Genomic DNA, 12,106 nt, shown 5'->3' on the forward strand with positions numbered 1-12,106 from the left:
GCCTCCAGTCATTGACACAAACCTTATCTCAGCTGCAATCCATTACCACCCATAACACTAAGCATGACACGGGTAGCACCCACACCAAAGTCTCTGGCAAATCGCTCAAGTGGCGTCAGGCGAGGTGTGAAATCCATAATATTTTCTTCACCTATTACTTCCCTGGCCACATAGCCGGTACTTCCGAGCCCATCAACCAGGCCAAGCTCCCGGGCCTTCTCACCAGTCCACACCATACCTGAGAAAATGTCCGGATCATTGGCCAGACGGTCACCCCGGCCATGCTTGACACTGTCGATAAACTGCTGATGAATAGTATCCAGGGAAGCTTGCCAATGTCCTGTTACCTCTTTATCCATTGGCTGAAATGGATCCATAAAAGCCTTATGCTCGCCTGCGGTATAGGTTCTTCGGGTAATACCCAGCCGTTCTATCGCCTCCACAAAGCCAAAGCCCGATGAAATAACACCAATAGAACCCACCAGGCTGGCTTTATTGGCATAAATAGCATCAGCGGCAGATGCCACATAGTAACCGCCGGACGCGCCCATATCAGTAATCACCGAATAAAGTGGTGTCTCAGGATAGAGCTTACGAAGTCTGACAATTTCATCATAGATATAGCCTGACTGAACAGGACTACCTCCCGGACTGTTAATTCTTAGCACCACCGCCCGGGTTCCCTTATCTTCAAAAGCCGCCCTGAGTCCGGTAACAACATTATCAGCACTGGCCTCACCACCCTCACCGATCACACCGTTTAGCTCAACCAGCGCCGTATGAGCCCCCGAAGAGCTGACAGCTGCCACATCTACTATAACCGACTTGTAGACAAGCCCCGCCATCAGGAAGAGCCACACAAAGGTCAGCAGCTTAAAAAATATCCCCCACCGCCTGGCACGTCGCTGCTCCTTAAGGGAGCTCATCGCCAGACTCTCCAGCAATTTCCAGGCCTTACCATCCTCTCCGGCTGGCATTGCATTTTCAGGCTCACGCCACTTATCCATTTCAGTTACCCCCTGGCACAACCTTACTTATCCAGGCGTCCACTACTGACACCTAACCAGCTGACCAACTCATCAAAATGGTCAGCCAAAAATACCGGCCTGTGCGCTTTTAACAGGCCCGCTTCCTGAGCCCCGTATGTTACCGCAACACTGTCTATTCCGGCATTGGCCGCCATCGCCAGATCGTGGATTGAATCCCCCACCATCAGCGTCCTGTCAGACGACACCCCCAGTTTATCAAGAATTTGAAAAAGCATATCCGGGTCAGGTTTGGAGGCCGCATGATCTGCCGTGCAGCAATGCTTGAAGTAGCCTTCATAACCATTTGCAACCATCGAGCGCTGAAGCCCGGCCATGCGCTTGCCCGTCGCCACAGCCATTGCCGTACCGGTTGCCTTGATTTTATCCAGCCCTTCTGCCACCCCCTCAAATAACCGGGAGGCATTCTGCTCCAGCCGATGATGGTGTTCCTTATAAGCAGAAATCAGCTTTTCCAGCTGGTCTTCCTGCACGGCAGGATAAAGATGACTAAATGCATTTCCCAGACTCATGCCAATAACGCCTTTATAAGCAACGTCATCAAGCATTGGCAGCTCGAGATCCTCAACAGCTCCCTTCAACGCTCTCACTATGTTAGGCACTGAGTCGACAATGGTGCCGTCCCAGTCAAAAATAATCAGTGAATAGTTGTTAATCATTTCCAAGCCTTTTTAAAACCTTTTGCAAGTCATCAGGCAGTGGTGCTTCGATCTTCAGTATTTCTCCATCCGGTAGCTGAAACTGAAGACGGGCCGCATGTAAAAAAAGCCGCCTTAATCCATAACCCCTGAACTGCCGATTATCCTCATCACGCCCATACTTTTCATCACCCAGAATGGCGTGACCCGCATGCAGGCAATGCACCCTTATTTGATGGGTTCTACCCGTCAAGGGGCTGGCCTCAACCAGCGTGGCATCCCCTAAACGCTGCAGTACCTGATAGCGGGTTCTCGAGGTTTTGCCATCCACATGCACCCTGACCATTCGCTCCCCTGAGCGCAAGGTATTTTTCTGTAAGGGCGCGTTAACCAGTTGCTTTCTCGCCGGCCAGCGCCCTATCACCAAGGCATTATAAATTTTAGAAATCCCGTCTCCCTGAAGCTGGGCGTGCAGATACCGAAGCATACTGCGCTTCTTTGCCACCATCAGACAGCCAGAGGTATCACGATCCAGACGATGGACCAATTCCAGACCTTTTTCATTAGGCCTGATCTGTCGCAATGCCTCAATCACACCACAGGAAATACCGCTGCCGCCATGCACCGCCAAACCAGATGGCTTATTGATAACCATCAGCTTTGAGTCTTCATACAGCACAGACTGCTCCAGCTGCTCCACCATAGATGCCGGAGGTTTATTCGGTTCATTTTTTTCAGCCATACGGACAGGTGGAACTCTCAACAAATCCCCTTCCTGTAATCGATAGTCCGCCGTTGAGCGTTTTTTATTAACCCTGACTTCGCCCTTTCGGATAATCCGATAAACCCGTGTTTTAGGCACTCCCTTAAGCACCCGGCACAGGTGATTATCCAGCCGCTGCCCCGCATCATCAGCGTCAATGGTGATAAAACGGACGGCAGGGGACGGGCTGACAGCCCCTTTAACACCATCCTGGCTTACAGGCTTTTGCCCCTGAGCCGAACCACTTGAAGGAACTGATAAATCATTCAATTGTCTATTCATAGTACAATGGTATCAGCTTTGGCTCATTTGAAGCACCTACTGATTACTGATATAGTTGAAGCACTGTCTTGCATTAACTCGAAAGGACAGTTCGATTTTCGAAAACTGAGCAACGCTGGTGACGGAAAGCAATAACTCCATCAAGGCGGTAAACAAAGCAAAAGCATCATAAGATACCTGAATACAGTATTGAATGATGCTTTTTTTGCTCAATAGATTAGAAAGATAGAGAGCGCGGCTAAAGCCGCAGATAGATAACCAGTGCTATCCTCTCCCAAGTGAGGCCCGATTTCAGGAAAAGGCAGGTAAACGGGATTGCCAGATTATTTAATTGGCTCATTAGTTCGATAACCGATTCGATTTCAAGCCAGTACCCGAAAGCCTTTCCTACCCTCCTGGCACCCTACATTGAATCTTGAGGTGCAGGAGGAAGCTATATCGTTACAATACAGATAGCAGAAATACTGATGTAAGTCTGATAGCAAAACCAGTAACCGGTTTTTCCGCACTAAAAGACGGATCGGACGTTTATAATCGGGCTCGGGGAGACTGTTCTGGAATAGATAGCCCCACTGTGGCGGCAGTAAAACAGGTCAGAAAACTCGCTTTTGTTCGAAAAATAGCCTGGCTAGACATCGATCAAAACGATGTGACCTGATAGCGCTACTGCCTTTGCCAAGGGCATTATTCCCCAACAGCTTCCTGGTCACTTGAGAGGTTAGCCTCAAGCGAACCGGTACTCTATGAAGAGAATGTTAATCAACGCAACTCAACAGGAAGAGCTGCGTGTTGCACTTGTAGACGGGCAACGTCTGTATGATCTGGATATTGAGTCCAGTGCCCGCGAACAGAAAAAAGCGAATATTTATAAAGGTAAGATCACCCGGATTGAGCCCAGCCTTGAAGCAGCATTTGTAGACTTTGGTGCTGAACGCCACGGTTTTCTGCCTTTGAAGGAGATCTCCCGCGAATATTTCTGCAAGCCCGCCTCCGGTCGCCCGAATATTAAGGAGGTCCTGAAAGAAGGTCAGGAACTTATTATTCAGGTGGACAAGGAAGAGCGAGGCAATAAAGGGGCAGCCCTGACTACCCTGGTAAGCCTGGCAGGCCGCTATCTGGTCCTGATGCCTAACAACCCGAGAGCTGGCGGCATATCCCGTCGCATTGAGGGCGAAGAGCGCACGGAACTCAGGGAAGTCCTCAGCAAGCTGAATATTCCGGCTGAAATGGGTGTCATTGTCAGAACGGCAGGCCTTGGCCGCTCCCTGGAAGAACTCCAGTGGGATCTCGATTATCTGTTACAGCTTTGGTCCTCCATTAAAGATGCAGCTGCAGCCCAGCCTGCTCCCCTGCTGATTTACCAGGAAAGCAACGTTATTATCCGGGCTATTCGCGACTACCTGCGCCAGGATATTGGTGAAGTACTGATCGACAAGGCCAGCGTACACCAGGAAGCACTGGACTTTGTCCAGCAGGTCATGCCCCAGTACCAGCACAAGTTCAAGCTGTATAAGGACAGCATCCCGCTGTTTAATCGCTTCCAGATTGAATCCCAGATTGAAACCGCCTTCCAGAGGGAAGTAAAACTGCCTTCCGGTGGCTCTATCGTGATAGACCCCACCGAAGCACTGGTATCCATCGATATCAACTCGGCACGGGCTACCCGTGGTGGCGATATCGAAGAAACAGCGCTGAATACCAACCTGGAGGCCGCCGATGAGATTGCACGGCAACTGCGACTTCGGGATATTGGTGGCCTAATCGTTATTGATTTCATCGACATGGGTCACAACAGGAATCAGCGGGAAGTAGAAAACCGCATTCGCCAGGCCTTGGGCATGGACCGCGCCCGGGTTCAGACGGGCCGTATTTCCCGCTTTGGACTATTGGAAATGTCCCGTCAGCGCCTGCGCCCCTCTCTCGGAGAAACCAGCGGTGTTGTTTGCCCTCGCTGCTCTGGCCAGGGAACCATTCGCGATATCGAGTCCCTGGCCCTGTCAATCCTTCGCCTCATGGAAGAAGAGGCCATGAAGGAAAACACCACCGAGATCAGGGCTCAGGTACCTGTTGCTGTTGCAGCATTCCTGCTGAACGAAAAGCGCTCAGGCATTGCCAAAATAGAAAAACGTCACCAGGCACGTATCGTAGTGGTGCCCAACCCTACCCTGGATACCCCGCACTATGATGTCCAGCGGCTCAGGGATGACAACCTGGATTCTCAGCCAGCCAGCAGTTATGAAATTGTTGACTTTGAAGAGGCATCTGAAGAATCCACCGCCAGCAAACAGGCGTCTCGCACTGAAGCTGCCGTAAAAAATATTGCACCAGCCAAGCCTGTCCCTGTCCAGAAAAAAAAACCAGGCTTAATTCGCTCCTTTGTTAAGGCTCTGGGTGATATATTCTCTGCGGAGGAAGAAGCACCGGCTGCCAGACAACCCGCTACCGGACAGAAACCGACCCAGCCTGCCAACCGTGATCACCAGAACAGAAGTAATGCCAACCGCAAGCGCAAGCCGAGGCAAGACAACTTCCGTGAGAGTGGCAGGAAGGAGCACCAAAACTATGATGACCAGCCAAGAGGAACTGATCGCCGCCGCTCCCGTCAGGTAGATAACCAGGATCGCTTTGAGCAAAAACAGGATCGACGTCGCCAGGATTCCGATTATCGTGATGATCGCAAAAACCAGCAACGTCGACCTCAACAGCAAGCCAGCAAACCCGCCAAACAAACAGCGGAGCAGGACGATAACCAGCGTAAACGCAGACCTGGCACTGCACCTCGCAGAAGAAATAATCGTCCGTCCCAAAGAGGGCAGATGCACGAACATCTTCCCGTAATGGCTTCTGCACAGGAAACCAAAGAACCTAAACCAGCTCATAGTCAGGCAGACAGCAAACCCCAGCAGCCAGCAAAGGAGCAAAAACCTGCCGCCCGTACTGAAACCCAATCAGTCCAGCAGCCAGTAGAAACGCCTCGGGGCCCCTCACAGGTAAAAGCACAGGCACAGGCACAGGCACAGGCACAGGCACAGGCACAGGCACAGGCACAGGTTGATATTAAACCTCAGGAAAGTAAGGTCCAGACACCTCCTGCTGACCACTGCGATCAGAAGCCCGGAGTCTCCAACCAAAAGCCTGAGTCCCATAACAAACCACAAATGACAGAGGTGGCCAAAGCCATTGCCAGCACGCATCCTGAAGTACCGGCAGTGCAAACACCTTCATCTGTCCAGCCGGAGCCAACCTTTACCAAAAGGGAAGAGGCAAAAAAACCTGAATTACCTGTGATGGCTAAAGCGCCTGAACAGAAACCTCAGGAAAAAACGGCCGGTGAGCCAAAAGCACCTCAGGTTCCACCCGTCCAAACGCAACCGGCAAATAACAGGCAGGATGAACAGCCACCTGCGCCAAAGCCTGATATCAAGGAGCAAACGCCCGAAGCTGTGATCACACCAAAGCCGGTCATTGAGCCTCCCAAGCCTCAGGAACCAGCTACCAGCCCGGCAGTCTCTGATGATGACAACACTCAGACAGCGGTACAACCTAAACGTCGCCGTCGCAGTCGTGCCCATAATGACCCGCGTATGAAGAGAACCATGACTGAACAAAAAAGTGTTACAACAGAGGCAGAGCAAAAGCAGGAAGCAGAACTCCCCGAGTAACGCAGCACCCTAAAAAGAAGGCGGCTTTAGCCGCCTTTTTTATTCAATTTTGCGCCAGTTTCAGAAGCCTGGAAACGAGTTCAGAAAGTGCAATGGATATTACAATAGCCCTCGGGAAACTCTTCAGTTACACACTACCACTTCAGTCTGATGATTAGCCAAACAGGTCTGCAAAGGTTCCGGGGGAACCGCATCGGTAAACAATGCATCAATATCCCTTAGGTGACCCAGGCGAATCATGGCATTGCGGCCCACTTTGGAATGGTCTGCCGCCAGGAAACGATGGCGGGAATTAGCGATCATGGCCTGGGCTACACGAACCTCGTGATAATCATAATCAAGCAGAGAACCATCAAGGTCAATGCCACTGATACCAATCACGGCATAATCAACCCGGAACTGATCTATAAAATCCCGGGTTGCCTCACCGATAACACCCCCATCCCGATTCCTGACCTCACCTCCGGCAATCAGCACGGTAAAGTCATCACGTTGCAGCAAGATAGAAGCCACATGCAGATTATTAGTTATCACTTTCAGGCGACTATGGCCTAACAGATGCCGCGCCACTGCCTCTGTTGAAGTACCAATATTGATAAACAGAGAAGCACCATCGGGAATTCTCTGCGCCAGGGTCGCGGCTATTTTATTTTTTTCATCATGCAACAACCCCTTGCGCTCGGTATAGGCCGTATTAACGGTACTACTGGTTGGCTCACCCGCACCGCCGTGGTGTCTGGAAATGAGTCCCTGACGATCCAGTTCATTCAGATCCCGCCGGATAGTCTGTGGTGTCACCTGGAAAATACTCACCAGCTCATCGGTGGTCAAAAAACCCCGGCCACGAATTAGTTCAACAATGCGTTCGTGGCGGCAGGTTTGCGGTAGGTTACAGTATTGCTCAAGCTGCATGGCTACTCTCAGAAAATCCTGGGTTCTCTTTCCAAAATAATACCAAAACGCTCCCGGACCCTCTCTTGAATCATCCCGGAAAAACGCATGACCTCATCACCGGTGGCCCCACCATGATTAACCAATACCAGCGCCTGTTGCTGATAGGTTCCCACAGCACCCTCTTGATAACCTTTCAGGCCCACTTTATCGATTAGCCAACCCGCCGCCACTTTGCAGTGATTATCTGATACCGGGAAGGCACTGATATCAGGGTATTCTTTCCGCAAACGCTGCACCACGCCGGTCTCTACCAGCGGGTTTTTAAAGAAACTGCCTGCATTTCCCAAAACCGCAGGATCTGGTAGTTTCTCTCGACGAATATCACAAACCGTATCACTGATCAGCTGTGCAGACAGCATCCCTGAACCACAACGAGCCTGAACCCGCTCTTTCAGGTTGCCATAGTCCAGCCTCGGCTTTAACGCTTTATCCAACTCCAGCTGGACAGAAGTAATAATATAACGGTCTTGCCACTGCCCTTTAAAAACAGAATCCCTGTAACCAAACCGACAGTGGTTTTTATCAAGCGTTACCTGATGACCCGTTTCAATGTCTATGGCTTCCAGGGAGTAAAAGAAATCCTTTAATTCCACGCCATAGGCACCAATATTCTGAATAGGTGCAGCCCCCACAGCCCCGGGAATCAAAGAAAGATTCTCAAGACCAAAAGCCCCCTGAGAGAGAGTCCAGCGAACAAAGGAATGCCAGTTTTCTCCCGCTTTTGCCGCCACTCTCACAGCCCTGTCACAGGATTGAACCACCGCTTTACCCTGCAAGGCCACACGGATGACCAGGGCATCAATATCCCTGGAAAAAATCACATTACTGCCGCCCCCCAAAGGAACCACAGCAATCCCCCGCTGGCGGGCAAAGGCTAACAGGGATACCAGTTCATCAACACTGGATGCTTCAGCGAAATAACGGGCACGGGCTTTCAGGCCGAAGGTATTTTTTTCGCCCAGGTCAATATTTTCCAGAATATTCATTAAGGATTTCAATTATTAAAAGGCAGTAAACGACAATCACTGGATATAGTGATTCCGGATATGTTGTAACAGCGCCTGACTACCGTGCTCAATGAGGCTCACAACCCTGTTAAACCCTTCATCGCCACCATAATAAGGATCAGGAACCTCCCTGGTTTCGATATCTTCAGCAAAATCCAGAAACAGTCGGAGTTTATGCTGGTAGTCCAGTGGGCACATTTGGCCCAGCGCTTCCAGGTTCTGCTGATCCATGGCTAAAATCAGGTCTTGCTCAACAAAGTCCTTCTCAACCACTTTCCTGGAACGAATGGATGACAGGTCATAACCTCTCTTCCCGGCTACCTGGGCAGAACGCTGATCCGGGCAATTACCCATATGCCAGCCACTGGTTCCCGCTGAATCAACACTGACCTGGCCTGCCAGCCCCGCCTCTGCCACTTTATTGGTAAATACGCCCTGCGCTGTGGGCGAGCGGCAAATATTACCCAGACACACAAAAAGCACTTTGATCATTTTGACAGCGCGACCCCTTCCCATTGCTCCAGCTGTTGTCGGATGAATTCCAGATCCTGCTCGGTATCAACACCCGCAGGAGGTGTTTCAATGGCATCAGCCACATGGATACGATGACCATGCCACAATAACCTGAGCTGCTCCAGCGCTTCCAGTTTTTCAATAGGGCAAATACCCCACTGAACATACTGGTTCAGGAGACTCACCCGATAGGCATAGATACCAATATGACGGCGAAATACGTCAACTGTCGGCAAGGACTGTGAGTCAGCCATGGCAAAGTGATCCCTGGCCCAGGGCATTGGCGCCCTGCTAAAATACAACGCATAGCCTTGCTGATCGGAAACCACCTTAACAATATGGGGATCAAACAGCTGCTCTGTTGATGACAGCGGTTCACAAAGTGTCGCGGCCCCGGCAGTATCTGCCTGACAAAGATTTCGCGCCACCTGGTTTATCACAGAAGGAGGAATAAGGGGTTCATCACCTTGCACATTAACAATGATTTCATTGTCAGCCATGCCATATAACGATACCACTTCCTGAAGACGGTCCGTACCGGAAGGATGACCTGATTGGGTCATGCAGACATCTGCGCCAAAACTTTCTGCTACGCTGACAATACGCTCATCATCAGTGGCAATAATAACCCGGCTCGCCTGGCTTTCTACTGCACGCTCATAGACATGCTGCACCATCGGCTTACCGGCAATATCCGCCAGTGGCTTGCCCGGCAACCGACTGGAGCCAAACCGGGCAGGAATAACCACCGTAAATGACTGGTCTGCCACAACGCTTTCCTTCATCAAGAGGCCTCATTCAGACGTTCATTTGCGGTCAAGGTTCGCGCTTCAGTCTCAAGCATCACCGGAATTTCGTCCCGAATAGGAAAGGCCAAACCACATGGCCTGCAAACCAGCTCTGCCGCTTCCTTTTGGTATTTAACCCTGCTTTTGCACAGGGGGCAGGCCAGTATTTCAAATAATTTTTTATCCATGTTGGATCCTGACAGATTCTTCAATAAGGTTCGCAATCGTATCCAGAACGCTATCGGGCAAGTCCGTAGCCACCGGCAGATACCAGTGTTGGGATTGCGCAAACAGTCGGCATTTTACCGCATCCTTGGCGGTCATGATGACCGGGAGACCATCACCAAAGGCAATATCGGCACCCGTAAACTGATAATGATCAGGAAAAGCATGGGGTATCACATCAAACCCCTGATCAGCAAGGGTTGTAAAGAAACGTCCCGGGTTACCTATCCCTGCAACCCCGTGAACCCGGCAAGCCTTTGGCAACTCGTCAGCGCTTGCCTCAACACCCTGACTCACAGGCCTCAAAGACTGAGGTACCAGGTTAAAACAGGTATAAGGCACCCCCGGATCAGTACCGGGCTGACCATTACTGAAAACCATATCAACGGTGTTAAGTCGCTCTGGCGGCTCCCGCAGCGGCCCGGCAGGCAGGCAATAACCATTCCCCAGCATTCTCCGGCCATCCAGAACCAGCAATTCAAGGTGGCGCCTGAGATTGTAATGCTGCAAGCCATCATCCGCGATAATCAGGTCACAGGCATACTGCTCGCATAAGAATTGGGCGGCACTAACCCGATCAGGATCAACCACAACAGGCACCTGAAGCTGATGAGCCAGCATCACCGGTTCATCACCCACCTGTCGCGGATCAGAGTCTGAAGTGACAGCCACCGGATAAGCGTCGGTATTGGCTCCAAAGCCACGACTCACCACCCCCGGAGAGTAGCCCCGCTGTTGCAAGCCTTTCACCAGGCTGGCAACCAGGGGAGTTTTCCCGGTGCCACCCACCGTTATATTACCCACCACCATAACGGGCACAGGCGGTATCCAGCGTTTTTTGCTCAGGTATTTTGCCTTTCTTTTGTGGGCAATCCTGTTAAAAACCAAACTCAGGGGCATCAGGGATCGGGTCCAGCCGCCATCGCCAAACCAGGCATTGATCACCGACTCGTGCAAGCGCTTTTTACAGCTGGAAAACATATAGCAACATATCTTGGAAAACAGGGGGCAGTTGCTGAATAGTACCAGTTGTTAGTGGTGCTTGCTGAATTTTATCGCTATTTGTTTTGACTTGAGGGGGTGAGGGAAGCAGTGAATAGAAAAGATGACTTATACCATTCCCTGTTACCCGACAAAATCAGCGGCTCACGGCTCTTCAGTGTCCTTTTTGGTGGTCATGCTTAAATTGACAAAGCCAAGCTGACCGGCGGCATCCATAGCTGTCACTACCGCCTGATAAGAAGCATTGGCATCAGCAGTAATAACAAGAGGCAGCTTACTATCACCTTTACTGACTTCTGCCAGGGCTGTTTTTAGTGTCTCTATTTTTCCGTTAACCAGTGACTGACCATTAACCGCAAACTCCCCTGCCCGGCTTACGGTAATCTCCACCTGTTTGGACTGCCTGGCAAGAGCAACGCCACTGGATTCAGGCAAGTTAATGGAAAGGTGGGTTTCCTTATTAAAGGTGGTGGACACCATAAAGAAAATAAGCAGTAAAAAAACCACATCAATCAATGGCGTCAGATTCACCGACACCTCAGCTTGCGCTTGCCGACGAAACTTCATTATTGACCCACCCCAGAGCCATTAAAACGCCGGTCACCCTGAAGCACTTCCACCAGCTTGGTGGCTTCCTGCTCCATAGTCACCACCAGCTCATCCACCCGACGGGTAAAATAGCGATGAAAAATCAAGGAGGGAATGGCGATAGTTAATCCCGCTGCGGTTGTGATAAGGGCTTTGGAAATCCCTCCGGCAAGAACGGCAGCACTGCCTGTACCCTGAACCATAATAACAGAGAAAACATCAATCATGCCGATAACCGTTCCCAGCAGGCCAAGCAAAGGGGTAATGGCGGCAATGGTTCCCAGGGTATTGAGATAGCATTCCAGCTCATGAATAACCCGGCCAGCCTGCTCCTCAATGCTTTCTTTCATGATATCCCGACCACTACGGGCATTGGTAATGCCCGCCGCCAGGATTTCACCCAGAGGAGACTCTTCCCTTAAGCCAGCCACTTTAACACTGTCTAACTCATTATTTTTTATCCACTGCCAAACCTGGGACAAGGTATCCCCCGGCGCTATTCTGGAGGGTCTCAGAGTCCACAGGCGTTCAACGATAATGGCCATAGCCATTACAGAACAAAGCAGGATTGGCAGCATCAGCCAGCCACCGGATTTTACCAGTTCAAACACAGTGTTTTCCCTAATGCCTGTTATAAA

12 protein-coding genes are annotated in these 12,106 nt (G+C 50.8%); 1 reads left to right on the forward strand and 11 read right to left on the reverse strand.

The features are described from left to right. Positions 1 to 23: 23 nt before the first annotated feature. The 3 genes from MJ595_RS20565 to rluC are packed head-to-tail and all read right to left on the reverse strand — an operon-like array spanning position 24 to position 2,729. On the reverse strand, positions 24 to 1,007 hold the full coding sequence (locus MJ595_RS20565) for a S49 family peptidase (protein WP_263079973.1): 984 nt from the start codon (positions 1,005 to 1,007) through the stop codon (positions 24 to 26). Between the two features lie 23 nt (positions 1,008 to 1,030). Then, positions 1,031 to 1,705, reverse strand: a complete 675-nt coding sequence (locus MJ595_RS20570) for an HAD-IA family hydrolase (RefSeq protein ID WP_263079974.1) — start codon at positions 1,703 to 1,705, stop codon at positions 1,031 to 1,033. Then, the gene (rluC, locus tag MJ595_RS20575) at positions 1,698 to 2,729 is read right to left on the reverse strand and encodes a 23S rRNA pseudouridine(955/2504/2580) synthase RluC (protein ID WP_263079975.1); all 1,032 of its coding nucleotides are present in this window, start codon (positions 2,727 to 2,729) and stop codon (positions 1,698 to 1,700) included. The genes MJ595_RS20570 and rluC overlap by 8 nt, the downstream gene beginning before the upstream one ends. Before the next feature lie 743 nt (positions 2,730 to 3,472). Between rluC and rne the strand changes: the two genes are divergently transcribed. After that, on the forward strand, positions 3,473 to 6,391 hold the full coding sequence (gene rne, locus MJ595_RS20580) for a ribonuclease E (RefSeq protein ID WP_263079976.1): 2,919 nt from the start codon (positions 3,473 to 3,475) through the stop codon (positions 6,389 to 6,391). A gap of 123 nt (positions 6,392 to 6,514) precedes the next feature. Here rne and MJ595_RS20585 read toward each other — a convergent pair whose 3' ends face one another. The 8 genes from MJ595_RS20585 to MJ595_RS20620 form a co-directional block, all read right to left on the reverse strand. Then, complete coding sequence (locus MJ595_RS20585; protein ID WP_263079977.1) at positions 6,515 to 7,303, reverse strand: DeoR/GlpR family transcriptional regulator; 789 nt, start codon at positions 7,301 to 7,303, stop codon at positions 6,515 to 6,517. 8 nt (positions 7,304 to 7,311) lie between these two features. Next, entirely contained in the window at positions 7,312 to 8,331 is a 1,020-nt protein-coding gene (murB, locus tag MJ595_RS20590) for a UDP-N-acetylmuramate dehydrogenase (protein ID WP_263079978.1), read from the reverse strand. Between the two features lie 36 nt (positions 8,332 to 8,367). Then, positions 8,368 to 8,844: a low molecular weight phosphotyrosine protein phosphatase gene (locus MJ595_RS20595; protein ID WP_263079979.1), complete on the reverse strand. Its 477-nt coding sequence runs from the start codon at positions 8,842 to 8,844 to the stop codon at positions 8,368 to 8,370. Beyond that, the gene (kdsB, locus tag MJ595_RS20600) at positions 8,841 to 9,650 is read right to left on the reverse strand and encodes a 3-deoxy-manno-octulosonate cytidylyltransferase (RefSeq protein WP_263079980.1); all 810 of its coding nucleotides are present in this window, start codon (positions 9,648 to 9,650) and stop codon (positions 8,841 to 8,843) included. Before kdsB ends, MJ595_RS20595 begins: the two co-directional genes overlap by 4 nt. Continuing rightward, positions 9,650 to 9,841, reverse strand: coding sequence for a Trm112 family protein (locus tag MJ595_RS20605; protein ID WP_263079981.1), 192 nt, complete (start codon positions 9,839 to 9,841; stop codon positions 9,650 to 9,652). Before MJ595_RS20605 ends, kdsB begins: the two co-directional genes overlap by 1 nt. Then, positions 9,834 to 10,835: a tetraacyldisaccharide 4'-kinase gene (gene lpxK, locus MJ595_RS20610; protein WP_263079983.1), complete on the reverse strand. Its 1,002-nt coding sequence runs from the start codon at positions 10,833 to 10,835 to the stop codon at positions 9,834 to 9,836. Before lpxK ends, MJ595_RS20605 begins: the two co-directional genes overlap by 8 nt. Positions 10,836 to 11,024: 189 nt before the next feature. After that, positions 11,025 to 11,447, reverse strand: coding sequence for a biopolymer transporter ExbD (locus tag MJ595_RS20615; protein ID WP_263079984.1), 423 nt, complete (start codon positions 11,445 to 11,447; stop codon positions 11,025 to 11,027). Further along, a complete protein-coding gene (locus MJ595_RS20620; protein WP_263079985.1) occupies positions 11,447 to 12,079 on the reverse strand; it encodes a MotA/TolQ/ExbB proton channel family protein in 633 nt (210 codons plus the stop codon). The genes MJ595_RS20615 and MJ595_RS20620 overlap by 1 nt, the downstream gene beginning before the upstream one ends. Positions 12,080 to 12,106: the final 27 nt, after the last annotated feature.

This window comes from Endozoicomonas sp. Mp262, from assembly GCF_025643335.1.
Classification (GTDB): domain Bacteria; phylum Pseudomonadota; class Gammaproteobacteria; order Pseudomonadales; family Endozoicomonadaceae; genus Endonucleibacter.

Bases quoted from the DNA above. Each gene is read 5' to 3' on its own strand.
- MJ595_RS20565 (WP_263079973.1), bottom strand. From the start codon at position 1,007: ATGGATAAGTGGCGTGAGCCTGAAAATGCAATGCCAGCCGGAGAGGAT.
- MJ595_RS20570 (WP_263079974.1), bottom strand. From the start codon at position 1,705: ATGATTAACAACTATTCACTGATTATTTTTGACTGGGACGGCACCATT.
- rluC (WP_263079975.1), bottom strand. From the start codon at position 2,729: ATGAATAGACAATTGAATGATTTATCAGTTCCTTCAAGTGGTTCGGCT.
- rne (WP_263079976.1), top strand. From the start codon at position 3,473: ATGAAGAGAATGTTAATCAACGCAACTCAACAGGAAGAGCTGCGTGTT.
- MJ595_RS20585 (WP_263079977.1), bottom strand. From the start codon at position 7,303: ATGCAGCTTGAGCAATACTGTAACCTACCGCAAACCTGCCGCCACGAA.
- murB (WP_263079978.1), bottom strand. From the start codon at position 8,331: ATGAATATTCTGGAAAATATTGACCTGGGCGAAAAAAATACCTTCGGC.
- MJ595_RS20595 (WP_263079979.1), bottom strand. From the start codon at position 8,844: ATGATCAAAGTGCTTTTTGTGTGTCTGGGTAATATTTGCCGCTCGCCC.
- kdsB (WP_263079980.1), bottom strand. From the start codon at position 9,650: ATGAAGGAAAGCGTTGTGGCAGACCAGTCATTTACGGTGGTTATTCCT.
- MJ595_RS20605 (WP_263079981.1), bottom strand. From the start codon at position 9,841: ATGGATAAAAAATTATTTGAAATACTGGCCTGCCCCCTGTGCAAAAGC.
- MJ595_RS20615 (WP_263079984.1), bottom strand. From the start codon at position 11,447: ATGAAGTTTCGTCGGCAAGCGCAAGCTGAGGTGTCGGTGAATCTGACG.